Annotated in this window: 19 protein-coding genes and 1 riboswitch; of the genes, 4 read left to right on the top strand and 15 right to left on the bottom strand. The window is 43.2% G+C overall.

What is annotated here, in order from left to right:
* Positions 1-264: 264 nt before the first annotated feature.
* The 3 genes from C6Y06_RS13625 to licT all read right to left on the bottom strand — a co-directional run bounded on the left by C6Y06_RS13625 (position 265) and on the right by licT (position 4,637).
* Entirely contained in the window at positions 265-1,686 is a 1,422-nt protein-coding gene (locus C6Y06_RS13625) for a glycoside hydrolase family 1 protein (protein WP_106031956.1), read from the bottom strand.
* A 19-nt stretch (positions 1,687-1,705) separates the two neighbouring features.
* The gene (locus C6Y06_RS13620; protein WP_106037045.1) at positions 1,706-3,565 is read right to left on the bottom strand and encodes a beta-glucoside-specific PTS transporter subunit IIABC; all 1,860 of its coding nucleotides are present in this window, start codon (positions 3,563-3,565) and stop codon (positions 1,706-1,708) included.
* Positions 3,566-3,800: 235 nt separating this feature from the next.
* On the bottom strand, positions 3,801-4,637 hold the full coding sequence (licT, locus tag C6Y06_RS13615; RefSeq protein WP_106037044.1) for a BglG family transcription antiterminator LicT: 837 nt from the start codon (positions 4,635-4,637) through the stop codon (positions 3,801-3,803).
* A 185-nt stretch (positions 4,638-4,822) separates the two neighbouring features.
* Between licT and C6Y06_RS13610 the strand changes: the two genes are divergently transcribed.
* Complete coding sequence (locus C6Y06_RS13610) at positions 4,823-5,023, top strand: hypothetical protein (protein WP_106037043.1); 201 nt, start codon at positions 4,823-4,825, stop codon at positions 5,021-5,023.
* 34 nt (positions 5,024-5,057) lie between these two features.
* Here the strand turns inward: C6Y06_RS13610 and aimA are convergent, their stop codons facing one another.
* Together aimA and trhO are read right to left on the bottom strand one after the other, a co-directional pair.
* On the bottom strand, positions 5,058-6,677 hold the full coding sequence (aimA, locus tag C6Y06_RS13605) for a glutamate/serine transporter AimA (protein WP_106037042.1): 1,620 nt from the start codon (positions 6,675-6,677) through the stop codon (positions 5,058-5,060).
* A 341-nt stretch (positions 6,678-7,018) separates the two neighbouring features.
* A complete protein-coding gene (gene trhO / locus C6Y06_RS13600) occupies positions 7,019-7,987 on the bottom strand; it encodes an oxygen-dependent tRNA uridine(34) hydroxylase TrhO (protein WP_060595437.1) in 969 nt (322 codons plus the stop codon).
* 196 nt (positions 7,988-8,183) lie between these two features.
* Here trhO and C6Y06_RS13595 point away from each other — a divergent pair, with 196 nt between their 5' ends.
* Entirely contained in the window at positions 8,184-8,690 is a 507-nt protein-coding gene (locus tag C6Y06_RS13595; protein WP_223251452.1) for a dehydroquinate synthase/iron-containing alcohol dehydrogenase family protein, read from the top strand.
* A 41-nt stretch (positions 8,691-8,731) separates the two neighbouring features.
* Here C6Y06_RS13595 and C6Y06_RS13590 read toward each other — a convergent pair whose 3' ends face one another.
* The 6 genes from C6Y06_RS13590 to C6Y06_RS13565 form a co-directional block, all read right to left on the bottom strand.
* On the bottom strand, positions 8,732-9,559 hold the full coding sequence (locus C6Y06_RS13590; protein WP_106037041.1) for an aldo/keto reductase: 828 nt from the start codon (positions 9,557-9,559) through the stop codon (positions 8,732-8,734).
* An 81-nt stretch (positions 9,560-9,640) separates the two neighbouring features.
* Entirely contained in the window at positions 9,641-10,057 is a 417-nt protein-coding gene (locus tag C6Y06_RS13585; RefSeq protein ID WP_060595435.1) for a hypothetical protein, read from the bottom strand.
* Positions 10,058-10,086: 29 nt separating this feature from the next.
* The gene (locus C6Y06_RS13580) at positions 10,087-10,548 is read right to left on the bottom strand and encodes a 2-thiouracil desulfurase family protein (protein WP_106037040.1); all 462 of its coding nucleotides are present in this window, start codon (positions 10,546-10,548) and stop codon (positions 10,087-10,089) included.
* Positions 10,545-10,775, bottom strand: a complete 231-nt coding sequence (locus C6Y06_RS13575; RefSeq protein WP_223250469.1) for a hypothetical protein — start codon at positions 10,773-10,775, stop codon at positions 10,545-10,547. Before C6Y06_RS13575 ends, C6Y06_RS13580 begins: the two co-directional genes overlap by 4 nt.
* A 126-nt stretch (positions 10,776-10,901) precedes the next feature.
* The gene (locus C6Y06_RS13570; protein ID WP_034664352.1) at positions 10,902-11,360 is read right to left on the bottom strand and encodes a MarR family transcriptional regulator; all 459 of its coding nucleotides are present in this window, start codon (positions 11,358-11,360) and stop codon (positions 10,902-10,904) included.
* A 249-nt stretch (positions 11,361-11,609) separates the two neighbouring features.
* Positions 11,610-12,782 carry an MFS transporter gene (locus C6Y06_RS13565; protein WP_060595432.1) on the bottom strand — a complete coding sequence of 391 codons (1,173 nt, stop codon included), beginning with the start codon at positions 12,780-12,782 and terminating at the stop codon, positions 11,610-11,612.
* A 77-nt stretch (positions 12,783-12,859) separates the two neighbouring features.
* Positions 12,860-12,959: riboswitch (purine riboswitch) on the bottom strand.
* Between the two features lie 396 nt (positions 12,960-13,355).
* Here C6Y06_RS13565 and proS point away from each other — a divergent pair.
* Together proS and C6Y06_RS20100 are read left to right on the top strand one after the other, a co-directional pair.
* Positions 13,356-14,789: a proline--tRNA ligase gene (gene proS / locus C6Y06_RS13560; protein ID WP_106037039.1), complete on the top strand. Its 1,434-nt coding sequence runs from the start codon at positions 13,356-13,358 to the stop codon at positions 14,787-14,789.
* 143 nt (positions 14,790-14,932) lie between these two features.
* Complete coding sequence (locus C6Y06_RS20100; protein ID WP_003216908.1) at positions 14,933-15,109, top strand: hypothetical protein; 177 nt, start codon at positions 14,933-14,935, stop codon at positions 15,107-15,109.
* A 31-nt stretch (positions 15,110-15,140) separates the two neighbouring features.
* On the opposite strand, the gene C6Y06_RS13555 is transcribed toward C6Y06_RS20100, so the two are convergent.
* From C6Y06_RS13555 to C6Y06_RS13540, 4 genes are read right to left on the bottom strand one after another with little or no spacing between them, the layout of a single operon-like run.
* Positions 15,141-15,917 carry a sulfite exporter TauE/SafE family protein gene (locus C6Y06_RS13555; protein ID WP_106037038.1) on the bottom strand — a complete coding sequence of 259 codons (777 nt, stop codon included), beginning with the start codon at positions 15,915-15,917 and terminating at the stop codon, positions 15,141-15,143.
* A gap of 59 nt (positions 15,918-15,976) precedes the next feature.
* Complete coding sequence (locus C6Y06_RS13550) at positions 15,977-16,207, bottom strand: sulfurtransferase TusA family protein (protein ID WP_106037037.1); 231 nt, start codon at positions 16,205-16,207, stop codon at positions 15,977-15,979.
* A 33-nt stretch (positions 16,208-16,240) separates the two neighbouring features.
* The gene (locus C6Y06_RS13545; protein ID WP_106037036.1) at positions 16,241-17,368 is read right to left on the bottom strand and encodes an MBL fold metallo-hydrolase; all 1,128 of its coding nucleotides are present in this window, start codon (positions 17,366-17,368) and stop codon (positions 16,241-16,243) included.
* A gap of 14 nt (positions 17,369-17,382) precedes the next feature.
* Positions 17,383-17,943, bottom strand: coding sequence for a sulfurtransferase TusA family protein (locus C6Y06_RS13540; RefSeq protein WP_106037035.1), 561 nt, complete (start codon positions 17,941-17,943; stop codon positions 17,383-17,385).

Below are 17,943 nucleotides of genomic sequence, written 5' to 3'. Positions count from 1 at the left end.
CACCATGGTTCATTGGGTATTCCTTCGCAATTAATTTCTGACCTATATAATTCAAAGCATAAAAAATGAAAAACAATAAGAAAAACAGAAAAAGAATCGTCATCATATAAACAGACCCTCTCTTATAATGGATATTAAACCAAATTTTACAATATATAATTAGACTATCATTTTAGAACAACTCGAACAATATGATCTTGCTAATTAGAGTGAATGAAGAAAAAAAGCCAGCCACCCGCATAAGGTGATTGGCTTTTTTATTTGTTACCCCCCGATGTTCTCTCCATTTTGCTGAATCAAGGTTTCGTACCAATAAGAGCTCTTTTTACGAATTCGTTTGAGGTCTTTTAGGTCAAATTCGTCGCGGTTGACGTAGATGAATCCGTAGCGCTTGGAGCATCCTTGGTGTGTGCTGATTAGATCGATTGCAGACCATGGGCAGTATCCGAAAACCTCGACGCCGTCTGTGATTGCCCATTTGATTTGTTCGATATGCTTTTCTAAATAGTCAATTCGATAATCATCTTGAATCGATCCATCTTCTTCTAATTTGTCGAAAGCACCCAATCCGTTTTCCGTGATAATAAGGGGCAGCTGATAACGGTCATAAATCTCGCGCATCGTTGAACGGAAGCCGACAGGGTCAATCTCCCAGCCAAACGCATTTTTACTTAAGAACGGGTTGTTGCCGCCTTTGTATACGCCATCTTCACCAGATTTTAAATGCTGATCTCCGCCGCGTGCAAATTCATCGTTGCCATCTCCTTTACTCGCTTCAACCGTTTGAGATGTGTAGTAGTTAAAGGCAATGAAGTCTGGCTTCGCACTTTTCAAAATATCCATATCTCCCTCTTCAATAACAGGAAGAATGTCTTTTTCTTTCATGTATGCCCAAGCAAGGTTGTTATAACGGCCGAAGACTGCCATATCAAGATACAGCCAGTTGCGGATCGCATTGTAATTCGCCGCAGCAAGCACATCCTCAGGCTTTGGAGATGCCGGATAAATGAGCGCAATATTTGGTGCTGGTCCAATTTTCGCTTCAGGCAGCAAACGATGACAAAGCGTCATGGCTTTCGCCTGAGCTACGAGCATATGGTGGTTCTGCTGATACAGTTCTTTTTTTGGATTTTCTAAATTTGGATCAAGTGTACCGAGCGCCGATCCATGTAAGATCATCATGTTTTGTTCATTAATGGTCAGCCAATAGTTTACCTTCTGGCCATATTCCTTAAAGAGAACCTCTGCATAACGTTCAAACGCATCTACTGTCGCACGATTTGACCAACCGCCTTTTACTTGAAGCGCATGAGGCAGATCAAAATGATACATTGTCACGATTGGTTCAATGTCATAGCGGCGCAATTCATCGATGAGAGAATGATAGAATTCAATCCCCTTTTGATTGATCTCCCCATCTCCATCTGGAATGATCCGTGTCCATGCAATAGAGAAGCGATAAGCCTTTAAACCCATTTCTGCAAACATCTTCACATCCTCTTTATAGCGGTGATAGTGATCGCTTGCGACTTTAAAATCCGTTGTCCCTTCAGGGTAACTTGCTCTCATATCAATGACAGAAGGCCCCTTGCCATCCTCGTTCCACGCACCTTCTACTTGATAGGCGGAAGTAGATCCGCCCCAGAAAAAGTCCTTTGGAAATGGTGCTAGTGTTGAATATCTCATAATTTCTTCCTCCTCTTGATTAAACGAGATGTAAAAATGATTGTCCTGGTGTAATTTGTTTTACTTCTGTTTCAATAATATCGCTAAACTCACCGGAATTGGTAATAATCACTGGTGTTGTGACGGAAAGGCCGGAAGCTTGGATGGCTTCAATATCAAATTCTGCAAGCAGTTCACCTTCTGTGATGGTTTGCCCCTGTACGACCTTCGGGGCAAAATGCTGACCGCCTAATTGGACGGTATCCAGTCCAATGTGAATGAGCACTTCTGCTCCGCTTTCAGAGGTGAGGCCGTACGCATGGCCTGTTGGGAACACCGTTGTCACGACTCCTGATACTGGTGCAAACAGCTTGCCTTCTGATGGAATGATGGCTGCACCCTTTCCTAGTGCACCAGATGAGAATGCCTTATCCTGCACTTCCTCCAGCTTGATCACCTCGCCTTTTAAAGGACTCTTCACATGAGCTGCTTTGACCCCATGTTCGTTTTCCATTGTTGGTGCGGAAATCGGTGCTGGCGTGTCATCTTCATCTACTGGATCCTTAAATCCAATCAAATAAGTCAAGACGATGGATAGAACAAACGAGACCGAGATTCCGATGATAAACCCTGTAAAGCCTTGTCCGTAGAAAATCGGAAGTGTCAGTAAACTTGGAAGCCCTGACGCAATCGCAATACTTTGTGAATAACCGATGATCGCACCGCCGACACCGGCAGAGAGAACGGCTGCAATAAATGGTTTTTTCAAACGAAGCGTGACCCCGTATACAGCTGGCTCTGTAATCCCAAACACGGCAGAAACCGCTGTCGATCCAGCCAATGATTTCAGTTTTTTATTCTTTGTTTTCAGCATAACACCGATTGAGGCACCGGCTTGTGAGAATACAGCTGGCGCAGTAGCCGGCTTGATATGATCTTTTCCATGGACGGCGATATTATTTAAAATCACTGGCACTAGACCCCAGTGGATACCGAAGATCACGAGAACCTGCCATGCCATCGCAATTAAAGCACCTGCAAGTGTAGGACTAAAGGAGAATATTTTCAGCAAGACAGCTGCAATGCCGTTCCCTGCATACACACCAAATGGGCCGAATACAATGAGTGTCAGCGGAACAACCGTGACAAGTAAAATCAGTGGTGTAATAAAGTTTTTGACACTTTCATGAATGACTTTGTTAAAGAAACGTTCGATATACCCCATGACAAACACTGCCAAAATGATTGGAATAACCGTTGATGTATACGACATTAAGACGACCGGAATACCGAAGAAGGTCACATCTCCGCCGCCTTTTGACAATTCTTGAATGGTTGGGTAAATGAGTGCACCAGCAATCGTCACAGCGACAAACGGATTCGCTTTAAACTTCCTCGCCGAAGTGAATGCGAGCAGTAATGGCAGGAAGTAGAACAGACTGTCCGACGCAGCAAATAAAATTTGATACGACGTATCTTCAGGTGATAACCATTTCGCATTGATACAGATGCCTAATAGACCTTTTAAAATACCAGCACCCGCCATGACACCGAGAAGTGGTGTGAAAATACCAGAGACAATGTCGACGAATTTTCCGAAAAGACTTGTACTCTCTCCACCTGATTTTGCAGATGAAGAAGTGGAATCCTCTAATAGATTCGTAAACTCCCCAATTTCTCGATAAACCTCTGGTACGGTATTGCCAATGACTACTTGAAATTGGCCGCCGCTTTCCATGACGGTTACAACACCATTTAATTTTTCAATGGCTGCTTTGTCTGCTTTTGATCGGTCATGTAATGTGAAGCGAAGTCTTGTAGCGCAATGGACCAGTGAATGAACGTTTTTCTCTGTGCCAATGTGTTTGATAATGTCTTCTGCTAATTGACGATAACTCATACAAAAACCCCCTTTTTTTCAAAAAAATACGTTTTTGGGCAAAATAAAAACCTAAACGGGCACCAAAAATAGTCGCAACTTGCCATTGCGCTTTTTCAGTGAACGTTTAGGTTTTGCCTGCCGAACAGTCACAATCCTCTAAGACGATCATTGTGAAACCGTATTCTTTTATGTTTATGAGCAAATAGTACCACTCAGCTTTTCTCATGTCAACGCTTTCTTTTAAAATCTACCTTTATTTTTCTCGTTTGATCAATCGATTCAAATGAATGGATAGATACAGCATCTCCTCTGATGTGAGATCTCGGTGATAGGTTTGATAGACATATTCTGCGATTTTCTTTGCACATTCGTATGCCTTCGGATATTTCACCTTGATCAGCTGATACAAGTCCTGATCTTCGCTGACAAGCAGTGTTTCGTTGATCAGACGCTGGACGAAAAAGCGCAAATGCGTGAGGAAACGGTAAAAGTTGAGTGAGTCTTCATCAAATTCCATATTGAGATGATATTTCACAATGGTGAGAATGGCGTTTACTTCTTTTGTGATATTGACCGTTGTATTCATGTCCTCATTGAGCTCTGCATTAATGATATGCATCGCAATAAAGCCTGCTTCATCCTCAGGCAGTTCAATATGAAGACGCTCTTCAATCATCTCAAGACAGTCCTTTGCCACAAGAAATTCATCTTTGTATAAGCGTTTAATCTCCCAAATGAGCGAATTCTCAATGAGGTGATTTTTCTTCAATCGTTCGATGGCGTAATGAATATGGTCTGCGAGCGATACATGCAGACTTTCGTTTAATCTTCGGTTCAGCTTTGTATGTGCATATTGAATCATTTCTTCGGTTACCTTGACCACATCATACGGAACCTCCAGAAGCAGCATTTTCATCCGCTCATGAACGGAGTGATCCTCCAGCCGGAAGACTTTATCGATTAACGCTTCGTCCACCGGGTCTCCAGGCCGTCGTTGAAACGCGATGCCTCTGCCCATGACGACGATTTCTTTTCCTTGTTCATCTATCACACTAATGACATTATTGTTTAGAACTTTTTGTATCTGCAACCCCAAACACCTCCGTCTATGACCCACAATCTTCACTCAAAATATGCTCTCATCTTAACACAACTGTCAAATCACTTGGTGTTTTTATCTGACTTTTGAAATAGATTTCATCATGATTCTACCCCTTCATAGCTGGTCTGATCATTCAATTGCCTGCATACAATACTCCGAGGAGGTGACCTTCAGTGAAGGCTTTTTTCTGGTCTGCATCATTTTTATTCGTGCTTTTATTCACACTCGTCTTTCTAGGAATCGTGTTTTTGCTTAGTGGACAAGGCATGAATCAGCTTTGGAAGTATGTGCTCATCTCATTTGTCACAGCAGCCGTTTTGCGCGGTGTCACCACTTGGCTGAGGCAGCACGTGATCCATCATTTATCAAAATAAAACGGCTGCCCGCGATATTCAGGCAGCCGTTCCTTTATTCTTTGGATGATGCGGCTTCTTGCTGAGAAGTACGCAGCTCATCATTAATTTTTTTCGCATCCTTTAGAAATTCTGTTTCAAATCCACTTTTGAGTGCCCACATATAAAATAGCAAGGCAACCACTGTAATAAGTGCCATGTCCCAGCCATAATGAATGACGTTATAGCCGCCGAATTTGTCACTGCCAAGGCAGGAAATCGTCATCATCACAAGCAAGTACACGACCATCCAAGCACCCGCCTTAAAGTTGCGGCCGAAGCCTTTCCACTTCGCTTTTGCTTGATAGTAAAAATAGATCGGAAGACCGATGAGGATAATGAACAGCACCTGACCTGTTAACGGCCACCTCGCCCAATACAGCGTCAATGAGGCAAAGACAAAGCCGAGAGGAGCAATGATGCTGAGTCCTTTTATTCGAAGCGGACGATATAAATCTGTCCCTGTCTTTCTCAGTGTCATAACGGTCACTGGACCTGTCAAATAAGAAATGAGCGTCGCAACTGAAATGATTTCTGCAAGTACACCCCAGCCTCTAAATAAAAACAGAAAGATAAACGATACGGCTAAGTTAAAAAACATCGCTGGACGAGGCACACCGTAAATAGGGTGCAGACGGCCAAGCACGCTTGGCATGTATTTGTTTTTTTCCATTCCATAAATCATACGGGACGTCGTCGCCGTATACGTAATCCCTGTACCAGAAGGTGATACAAAAGCATCTGCATATAAAATCAGAACCAGCCAGTTAATCCCAAGCGCAATGGCAAGGTCAGCAAATGGCGAGTTAAAATTCAAATGGCCCCATCCATTCACAATCATGGACGGATTGACAGCACCGATAAAGGCGATTTGTAAAAGCACATAAATTAAAGTCGCAATCAAAATGGATCCAACAATGGCGATCGGAATCGATCGGCCTGGATTTTTCGCCTCACCTGCCATATTAATCGGGCTTTGGAAGCCATTGAAGGCAAACACAATCCCTGATGTCGCAACAGCTGTCAGCACACTCGCCCAGCCGTTAGGGGCAATACTTGTTCCAGAAGTAAAATTCTCACTATGAAAACCTACGAATAAGAGCGCACCAATTGTTAATCCTGGAATGACAATTTTAAACACAGTAATGAATGTATTCGCTTTTGAAAATAACCCAACTGTCCAATAATTGAGCAGAAAGTAAATCACAAGAAGTACACTGGCGACCATGAGCCCTTCTGTCGTCAAAACCCCTTTTGTGACCAAATGGCTTGTCCACTTTGCCCACTCCCAAGGCCATGAGCTCATATACTGGACAGAAGCCACCGCCTCAACAGGAATGACGGAGACAATAGCGATCCAGTTTGCCCAAGCAGCAATAAACCCGATAAAAGAGCCGTGTGAATATTGCGTATATTTCACCATTCCGCCTGCCTCTGGAAACATCGATCCGAGTTCACTATAAGACAAAGCGATAAATAAAATCACGACCATCCCAATCAACCAGGACAAAATAGCAGCAGGTCCGGCAATTTGAGCGGCACGCCAAGCACCGAAAAGCCATCCTGAACCAATGATTGAGCCAAGACCTACCATCATTAAAGCGAAAGTTCCCATTCTACGATGCAAATGATTCATGTTCATAACACCTTTCGATTAAATTACAAAGCATGTGCCCAAGTAAGCATCTTTCTTACTTGCAGCTCACTTTTCATTCAATTGACAAATATTTCTTCAATTAAATCTTTACCCTTGTTCATTTTTTCGCCTGTTTTATTATCTCTCAATTCTCTATTTTCTGAAATAGTCGAACATGCTTATTTCTAAAGAAAGCGCTTTTTCAACGATTCAATCTATTAGACTGAATAACTACCTTTACCCTTATTTTGAAAAAAACAAAACAAAAAAAGAAAGAGGAAATGAATCCCTCTTTCTTCTGAACCCTCTCGTGTATAGAAAAAAAGGATAAAGGGGTCCCTCTATCCTTGTGAGATTGCTTGTTCTTTTTCAATCACAGCTAGTCTTTCTTGCACTTCTTCTTCAGACAGATTGTGCTGTTTCACATAAAGGTTACGTTCACTTGTACGGCATTCATGGCTGCAGCTGCGCATATACTTATGCTCGCTCTCTTCTGTTGCAATCATTTTGCGGTTGCATGCAGGGTTTGCACAGTTCACATAACGCTCGCAAGGCTCACCGGTGAAGAAATCTTTTCCGACAACTACATGCTCTGTTTGATTCACTGGCACTGTTAAGCGGGTATCAAACACATAGCATTGACCATCCCATAGCTTTCCTTGAACTTCTGGGTCTTTTCCGTACGTGACAATTCCGCCGTCAAGCTGAGAGACATCTTCAAAGCCTTCACGCTTTAACCAGCCTGAGAATTTCTCACAGCGTACGCCGCCTGTGCAATACGTCAGGATTTTTTTCCCTTCAAGAATCTCTTTATTGTCACGAATCCACTCAGGTAATTCGCGGAATGTCTCGATATCAGGACGTACTGCCCCTCTAAAGTGGCCGACATCAAACTCGTAATCATTACGTGCATCAATCACAACGGTATCAGGTGATTGCATTTGCTCGTAAAATTCAACCGGGCTGAGATGTTTACCTGTTAATTCTAACGGATTCACGTCATCTTCAAGGCTAAGATTCACTAGTTCATTCCGATGGCGGACGTGCATTTTTTTAAACGCATGACCATCTGCTTCGTCAATTTTGATCGGCATAGACGCAAAGCGCGGATCTTCTTTTAACGCTTGCATGTACTTGTCCGTTTGCTCAATGGTACCAGAAACAGTTCCGTTCAAGCCTTCTGCTGACACAAGGATACGGCCTAACAAACCAAGCTCCTTACAGAATGCTAGATGCTCTGCTGTAAACGTCTCTGGGTCCTCAATGGGGACATATTGATAGTAAAGTAAGACACGATATTGTTTTTCCATATATATAAACACCTCTTAAATTTAATCAAAACATACCGTTCTTTATCATACAGGAAATACATACCTAAAGGCAATGTCAGCGGCTCAATTCCATAAAACGGAAGGGTCTTTCTCCTCATATTATCGATTGTTTGACAGAACTTTCTGTAAAATGAGATGATTTATGAAATATGATGTTGTAAAGGAGCAGAACGCAATGATCCAGCCAGAAGATATCGTCAGAGACATTCTTCTTTCCCATAGCGAAGAAGCCGTCCACAGCTTGACAACAGGGCAGCACTCGCAAGCATTTGCGGATGTAACGGATACCATTATTACATTAGCCGGCACGGTCGGCGGGTACGGGGGACGCTACGGCAGAATGGCAGGAGCTCACGCCATCCATAACGGATTGACATTTATTGAAGAAACGCATCACGTATTACATGGTCAAAAAGTGGCCTATGGCATTCTTGTTCAGCTTGCCGCAGAAAACCGAATGAGCGAAGTAGAAGAATTACTTGAGCTTTATGAAACACTCGGATTACCTAGAAATATGCGTGAGCTTGGCATCACAGCTCAGCTGGAAGAAGCCGCAAAAACAGTGGCAAGCCATGCTGCACGTGAAGACGAAACCTTTTGCTTGATTGGAGACTATTCTAAAGAGCAAATTGCCGACGCCATTCAAGTCATTGAAAACGTATCAGCCTCGAAAAACCGTTAAATAAAAAAAAGCACAGGCATCCACCTGTGCTTTTCTTTCGATTAAAAATCAAAGTTATCTGGATCTGGACCTGTGCGCTCATCTTCATTGAGCTGATCGATGACACCCATCTCATGTGCGGACAGCTCGAAATCGAAGACTTGTGTGTTTTCGATGATTCGGCTCTTCGTCACAGATTTTGGAATGGTGATAATGCCATGCTGCAAGTCCCAGCGAAGAATGACTTGTGCCACGGATTTGTCATGTTTTTTCGCAATATCCTGAAGAACAGGATGGTTCAGAAGCTTCCCGCTGCCTAATGGTGACCACGCTTCTACATGAATCCCTTTCTCCTTGCAGTAGTCTCGTAAAGGCTCCTGCGTCAGCTTGGGATGCAGCTCGATTTGATTGACCATTGGCACAACTTCTGCCTCTTCTAATAAATCATCTAGGTGGTGCTGATGGAAGTTACACACACCGATGGCTCGAACGCGTCCATCCTTATACAGCTTCTCTAGTGCTTTCCAAGTATCTTTATATTTACCTTCAACTGGCCAATGAATTAAATAAAGGTCTAATACATCTAGCCCAAGCTTGTTCATACTTGTTTCAAAGGCTTCAAGTGTTGCTTCATAGCCTTGATCACGATTCCAGACCTTTGTCGTAATAAACAGATCATCGCGAGAGATGCCTGATTGCTGAATGGCTTTGCCTACCCCTTCTTCATTTTGATAGGCCGCTGCTGTATCAATGCTGCGGTAGCCCGCTTCAAGAGCGTCTTTGACTGCATTTACAGCCTCATCCCCATCTTTTACCTGCCATACACCAAAGCCTAGCTTCGGCATTTTTACTCCGTTTGCTAATGTGACTGTATCTGTTAACCCACTCATCAAACAAACCTCCGCTTCATTTTTGCTTACCAAGCACTATACCCAAATTTTCTATTGATCATGCATGAATGTGCGTTGGTGTTATTTGATATATTGTCCTATATCGACCTGATTGGCGTCAACGATTTGGTATTCGCTGATCTTATTTTTCGTTTTAGAACCATCATATGTCTCTAAATAAGCTTGATCATAAAAGACGAATCCGTATGTAACATTGCCTTCCTCTAACACCCTAATCCAATAAGACTCTTTTGTTTCTTTTTTAGCGCCATTCGCCTTCTTTAATTTCATACCTGAAAATTCATTCAGCAGCTTTTGAATATCTTCTTTCTTATCTACCACAACTTGCTCATTATCATGCTCAATTTGAATCGAAGTCACCTTATTCTTATCCAGTGAGGTCACATCATCAAAAGAGTATGTTTTGGTATTGATCATAAAATAAATACCTATTCCTATTAAAACCACTACACCTACACCAATGATCCACTTTTTCAACCTAGCTCCTCCTTCTATCCACGCCACACCTATTGAAACAACGAAGTCCAATCATCCTCCTCAGAGAACACTTGAATCCCGTGCTGTTTCAGCAAGGCGGACGTCACACCATCACCCGCTTTTGTCTTACCGTTAAACTCTCCCTGGTAAATCAGCCGGCTCCCGCAAGAAGGGCTGTACTCTTTTAACACAACCGCTGTTGCTTTCAGAGACTGAACCTGTTCCAGCGTGGCTTTTGCACCTTTTACATAAATCTCTGTGACGTCAGTTCCATGAACATCGACAACAGCAGCCTGCCCCCGTAAAACATCATATCCATCTCCGCCAATGATTTCTGCCGGTGGTCTAGGCGTAGAGAAGCCGCCAAGCAGTTCAGGACAAACTGTCACAGCCTTTCCTTCCTGCACAAGCTCTTCAATTCGCTGATCTAATCGATGGCTGCCATTATACCGGACCTTCAACCCAGCAAGACAAGCGCTGACCACAATCACGTCTGTTCCTCATTTTTATGGATTGAGCGTTTTTTACTGACTTTAAAATAAATACATACAGGCAGATAGAAGATCGTGTACCCTAAAAAGGGCAGGGCACAATACAAAGCGGCCGCCCAAACAGGTTCTTCAACTCCTGTAATACCAAAATAGTAAACAAATAATAGCAAGCTGACAAACAGTCCTACGAACGGCATGATGGCTGCTGACTTTTTAAAATTTTCCATCATTTCTTTCCCCAGAGAAGCTCCCTCCCTTTTAACATGATCAGGAATAACGTCAATATATGTTAATTTTACCATATAAAAAACCGAAATCATCTCATTTTCTACGATGGTTTCGGTTTTTTTAATCTATATTTTTTCTTTCCATGCCTTCAAAAAGCGCTCAATTACTTGTAATTCATCTTCATGAAACTGCTGGAGAAATTCTAAGTAGGACGCGACGGCTTTTTCATGTAGTTCATCATGCAGCGCTGCCAATTGCGTGCCTTTCTCTGTCAATGAATAGTAGACAGATTTCTTATCCCCTTGCCGGTGGCAATAGTCCACCATGCCTTTATCAATTAGTTTTTTCACAGCCTTTGTAATGGCAGGCTTTGATAGTTTTAGTTGTTGAGAAAGAAATGTATTATTTGATTCGTTTGGATTGGCTTGAATCATCGATAAAATGTGAAGCTGTGTGAGTGTCCAATCTTGCTTGAGTGTATCAGTCGTGGTAATCAGTGGATCTGTTGGATCATTCCGTCTCTTTTCCCTATGCATAATCAGATCTTGAATCGCTTTTAATACAATCTGCTCTTTAGTTTCCATCTGAACCTCCACTCTTAACTGGTTAATAAAATGGTACTAATAATTAAAAGAGGAGTCAAAAGAAATGTCAGTGTGAGAAAAAGAACAGGCCATCAGACCTGAAAATGGTGTATGCACTTTTCTACTAGTTGACCCATCATGTCACAGCTCCTCTTTCTTTTATTTGCTATAATTCATGGAAAGAAAGGCTCTTTTCGTGAGATGTTGAAATAATATAGAACAGAAAAAAAGCTGCCTATCATGAGGCAGCTATTCAGCACGATGCTGACGATCCATATAAAGTGGTGGTCTCTTCAACGAAATCACCGCACAGCTAAAGGCAATCAGCACAAACACTGCACCGAATTTCGCCAGATCAACAGATGAACCGGTCATCGTAAACAGGACACCGCCAACCGCTGATCCAATTGAGATACCAATTTGCAAGGCCGATGTATTTAAGCTTTGCTGAATATCAGACGTCACAGGATCTGTTTGAATCAAATAACTCTGCAAGGCAGGCGTTAATGCCCAGCTAAGCGCTCCCCATAGGACAACCATGATCATAAAGAGGACAAACACACCCGCTGTATAAGGAATGATAAACATCACAACTGCAAACGCGATTGTCACCAGCAAAATGGCTTTCCCTGAACCCAGCTTGTCACTAAGCCAGCCGCCAAACCCATTCCCGCCAATAGATGCAAGCCCAAAGACCAAATAACAAATACTAATCCAGAACGGGGTCATATGCAGAACTTCCATTAAAAACGGAGTGAAATAAGAATAAAGCATATAATGACCTGCCAGCATAAACAAACTAATCAAGTGTGCACTAAAAATTTTCGGATGCCCTAAAGAACGTATTTGCTCTCTAAGAGGTGTCACTTTTTCAACAGGCATTTTCTCCAATAGGAAATAGATCAGCACCATCGATATCGCTGATAAAATACTGATTCCTAAAAACATCACTCTCCAGCCAAAGCTCTCTGTAATAAAAATACCGATCGGTACACCGAGAACAAGTGAAGAACTAATCCCAATAAAAATCAGCCCTAATGCCTTCGCACGATGCGCTGGTTCCACCAATTTAGCAGTGATCGTCAGTGACAACACCACGACAAGCGCTGTACTCATTGCGATCAATACCCTAGAGATCATGACAAGGGCAAAAGTCGAACTAAAATATGTGAATACATTCCCTATTGTAAACACCAATAACGCGATTAGATAAAGACGCTTTCGTTCAATTTTAGCTGTGGCAGTCAGCAGCACAGGTGCTGAAATGGCATACACAATGGCAAATACGGTGATAAGCTGCCCAGCTGTCGCAAGAGATACATTCAAATCCTCTGCAAGGCTTGGCAAAATGCCCCCGACCACAAGCTCAACTAATCCAACCGCAAAAGTAGAAACGGCTAATAAATATACTCTCCAGTTCATGTCTAACATCCCTTCTCTATATCATCGCTTTCACTTTTGATACAGGGCGCAGACAAACAAAAAAACCCTGATTACAAAAAAGGAAAGCGCGCTTTTGTAATCAGGATTTATCGGATCCTGGTAGAAACCCTCAAACCATATTATTGAGGTTATACAAGTCTATTTTTTTCTTCAAATATATTAGCATAGCCTTACATAACTGGCAAGCTGTAAAAATAGGAAATGACTGCAAATTCACGATCAAACAAAGCACTCAGAACAGCATGAAAAGAAACCCCAGTACAACTTGCTTTCTCCTGCATTTACAGGTAAACTGATGAAAAATCAACGAACATTGATCAACGTAGATCTGGAATAGTAGCTTGAATTGACCTTTAACAGAGAGGGAACCGTGCTGAGAAGTTCCTACTGACATCTTCAAGTGAACCTGCCGATTTAGTTCTGTTTCATACAGCGGTTCATACCGTTATCATGATCGAGTGTAAAGCTGTGCTTTAAATTAGGGTGGTACCACCAGGAATGGTCCCTAACTTAAAGCACAGCTTTTTTGTTTTTACAAAGGAGGAACATGCAATGTCAAAGAAACAATTTGTTGAAAAAATCACAAGCATGGAAGACGACTTTGCCCAGTGGTATACAGATGTTGTCACAAAGGCACGCCTCGTCGATTATTCAAGCGTCAGAGGCAGTATGATCATTCAGCCATATGGCTTTAAAATTTGGGAGAATATTCGCGACGAACTTGACCGCCAAATCAAAGAAACAGGGCATGAGAATGTGTATATGCCGCTCTTTATCCCAGAGAGTCTGCTCCAGCAAGAAAAGGATCATATCGAAGGCTTTGCTCCTGAAGTGGCGTGGGTGACACATGGCGGTGATTCGGAATTACAAGAAAGACTCTGCGTCAGACCAACCTCTGAAGTGCTGTTCGCCGAGCATTATAAAAACATCATTCACTCCTATCGTGATTTACCGAAGCTATATAACCAATGGGCCAATGTCGTCCGCTGGGAAAAGACAACACGTCCATTCCTTAGAACCCTTGAATTCCTCTGGCAGGAAGGGCACACTTGTCACGAGACTGAGCAAGAAGCGATTGAAGAAACAGAAAGAATGCTCCATATCTATGCGTCTATTTGTGAAGAGCTTCTAGCGATCCCTGTCATTAAAGGCAGGAAAACAGAGAAAGAAAAATTCGCTGGCGCCCGCTTCACCTATACAGTCGAAAGTCTGATGCATGACGGAAAAGCCCTGCAAACGGCCACTTCTCACTTCTTCGGAAACGGATTTGCCAAAGCATTTGGCATCGAATTCTTAAACCGCGAAGGAAAACTAGAGCATGTCCAGCAAACCTCTTGGGGCTTTACGACAAGAATCATCGGTGCCATGATCATGGTGCACGGTGATGACAGAGGACTCGTCCTTCCGCCAAACATTGCGCCAGCCCAAGTGCGAATCGTGCCAATCGCCTCTCATAAAGAAGGCGTACTCGATCATGCCTACGAGTTGAAAGATCGACTCACCCGCATCGCACGTACTGACATCGATGCAAGTGATAAACAGCCAGGCTGGAAGTTCAACGAATGTGAAATGCAGGGCATCCCTCTACGTGTCGAAGTAGGACCAAAGGACATCGAAAAAGGACAGGTGATGCTCGCAAGACGAGACACTGGTGAAAAGCAAGCTGTCACATTAGATGCACTTGAACAAACCATCACATCCACGCTTGAAGACATTCAACGGACAATGTACGAAAAGGCGAAAGAACGATTACATGAAAAAACATCAAAAGCTCACACAATTGAAGACATTGAGCACATTCTTTCAGAAGAAAACCGATTGATTAAAGCCATGTGGTGCGGTGACGAAGCCTGTGAAAACGACATTAAAGAAAGAACAGGGGCGACCTCACGCTGTATCCCATTTGAACAGGAATCCGTTTCAGACACATGTGTCTGCTGCGGAAAGCCTGCATCTGATATGGTCTTCTGGGCGAAAGCTTATTGAGAATCGAAACGAAAGAGAAGCATCCTTTACGATGCTTTTTTTTTGTTAAAAAGACCCAAACACCCATTGACCTCACCTGCACGATCCCCTATAATTCATATTAATATAATCGGTTTTTAAGACTTTAACTGGAGTGGTGATATATGAAGCGCTGGCCCTCACTGTTTGCCGAACGCTGCCCTAAATGTAAAACAGCATTAGAAGTCTCTAAGTCCAATGCCCTGCAAGGCAAAGTCGTGAAAACATGCCCCAACCTTCATTATCAAAAAGAGTTTCATCCAGCCCTTGAAACATATATCGAGCACGATGACGTCAAATAAAAAAGACCAACACGCTTTGTTGGTCTTTTCTTTATAATAAATCCAGCCAAATTTTGACCGCTGTCGCCGTAATCATCACAGCAAGTGCCCATTGTAAGTAGACGGCGTTGATTTTCTGACCGACCTTAGCACCAATCGGAGCGGCTATTAAACTTGCCAGCATCAGCACAACCGCAGGAAGAAGCATGACTTGACCCGTCAATACCTTTCCAGTCGATGCACCGATCGCAGATAGAAACGTAATCGCAAGTGAGGACGCAATCGTCATCCGGACAGGAATTTTTAAAATAGACAGCATCACCGGTACCAATATAAATGCTCCACCCGCGCCTAGCACCCCGGAAACACTGCCAATCACAAAGGCAATACCTGCCGCAAGCCCTTTATGAAAAGTGACTTCTCCCTCTGAGTCTGCACGCTGTCCCTTTTTTGGGATCAGCATAAGGATCACAGCCACTACCGCGAGCAATCCATAGACGAGATTCATCCCATTCTCTGGCATAAAGTGAGATACATAACTGCCTAATAAGCTGCCCGCCAATATACTGCTCCCCATATATAAAATCAACGACCGATGTAAATACCCGCTTTTTCGGTAGGCCAATACCCCACCGAGCGTCGAAAAAAGCACTTGAATAGCGCCAATTCCTGATACCTCGTGAGCCGATAGTGCCATCACACCGACCAGTGGCGGGATATAAAGCAGCATAGGATAGTTGATCACAGATCCCCCGATCCCCACCATTCCTGATAAGAAGGAACCAATACATCCGATGATAAAAAGTGTAATCAAAAACGCAAAATCCACGCTGGTCTCCTCCTTTGCAAAAGGAAAAGGGGATCTTCAGCAGATACCCCTAACATCCTTTAGGACCCTTTTCTCACCCAGAACTTCAGCACATGTCCTTCATCCGTCTGCGTGATCAATTCATGTCCGCTTGACTTCGCCCATGCTGCCAAGTCAGCTTTAGCTCCTTTATCTGTTGCATGTATTTCTAAAACTTGACCTTCCGCCAAGTCGTTCATTTTTTTCTTTGTTCGAATAATCGGCATTGGGCATGCAAGCCCTGTGACGTCTAACATTTGATCTGATGTCATTTCGTTGTTCCTCTCCTCTTATTTTATTGGACATTACCGAATCGCACAACGGTTTGGACCAATTTCCATTTCACGCTGCGCTTCATCGTCTGGGCTCAGCTTCCCCATATTGGTTTGACGAATGTCTTGATAGGCGTTTGGTTGTGCAGGTAGGTTCTTCGTGACCATTTCTCTAAATACGGCTTCATCATCAATATTCAGTCCATGATTTTCTTCAAATAGAACGCCTAGCTCCTTCCAAACGCTTCCGTCTTCATTAACTTCATCCATGATCATGAAATGCGCTGGCAACACAATCAATTCTTTTGAAAGTGCGCCATATCGGTCATATAGGGTTTCTCTCAAATCACCTACCCAGTCCTCCGCCATTCCAGCGAGGTCGGGTCTTCCAATCGAATCCACGAACAAAATATCACCTGAAAGAAGATATTGATCATCCACGATAAAAGATGTTGACCCAATCGTATGCCCCGGCGAGTAAAGGGGGTGAATATCAATGGAAGCCGCTCCAATCGTCATCCGCTGCCCTTCTTCAAGACGGTGATATTCAAAGATCACCTCTTCTGCATCTTTTGGCGGCAGCCAGTAGCTGGCACCAGTCTGTTCAGCCAGTCTTTTCCCGCCAGAAATATGATCCGCATGAAGATGAGTATCCAACACTTGCGTGATAGAGACATGATGTTTTTTAGCAAAACGGGTATAGATATCCGTCATTCTAGCTGCATCTACAATTGCGGCTTCTCCATTCGACATGATCATATAAGACAGACATCCCTTGCCCATACGCACAAATTGATACAGCTCTCCACCGCCGGTTAAATCCCCGATCTTCACTGGCTCTAGATGCTCGCTCCACGCCTTCATACCGCCTTCTAAATAATGGACCGTTCTGCCCGTCTCTGACAGCATCTCCGCCACCATGATAGAGGAGCCTTCCTTGGCACAAACCACCAACACTTCACGGTCATAAGGAATGTGAGATAAAATGCCCTCTACTCCTTCAAGGAGATCAAAATAAGGCACATTCATATGAACGATTGCTTCCCCTTCGATCTTCCAATCCTGAACATCCGCTTGATTTCGCACATCTAGCAAAAAGAGCGGTTCTTTGTTCACGATCTTTTTTGTTAACTGCTCTGCGTTCATCGCTTTTACCGTCATGTTCCATTCAGCTCCTATTTTTCAATCGCTCCTGTCCAGCTATTCATGCCTGGCACGATGTTCACCAATTGATGAAATCCTTTTTCTTTTAACTTTTGCGCAGCTAATTCACTTCTTCTGCCTGAGTGACAGATCAGGTAAATGTCCGTCTCCCGGCTCAATTCCTCCGCACGTTGTTCAACCTCACCAAGAGGAATATGAACAGCTCCTGGAATATGCCCCGCCTCGTATTCATCCAGCTCTCGCACATCTAAAATAAACAAAGATGGATCTTCTTTTACTTTCTGTTGAAAAGTCTCCAAAGACATTTCCGAAATCATGGACTTCCCTTCTTTCTCTTGTTCTCCGCCCTTACGAATCAAATGATGAAGCACCTGGCCTTCTACTTTTGTTCCTAAAAATTCGTGGCCTGCACTTTTTGACCATGCCGCTAGATCCGCTGCTGATCCTTTATCAGTGGCTTGCACTTCAAGCACATCGCCTGGCAAGAGCTCATTCATTTGTTTTTTTGTTTTTACAATCGGCATCGGGCATGCCAGTCCTTTTGCATCTAAAATGACAGTTGGTTGCTGCAT

The organism is Bacillus sp. MZGC1, assembly GCF_002998605.1.
GTDB lineage: Bacteria > Bacillota > Bacilli > Bacillales > Bacillaceae > Bacillus.
The sequence above is the reverse complement of the archived record's forward strand: the minus strand, read 5'-3'. Positions and strand labels throughout refer to the sequence as shown.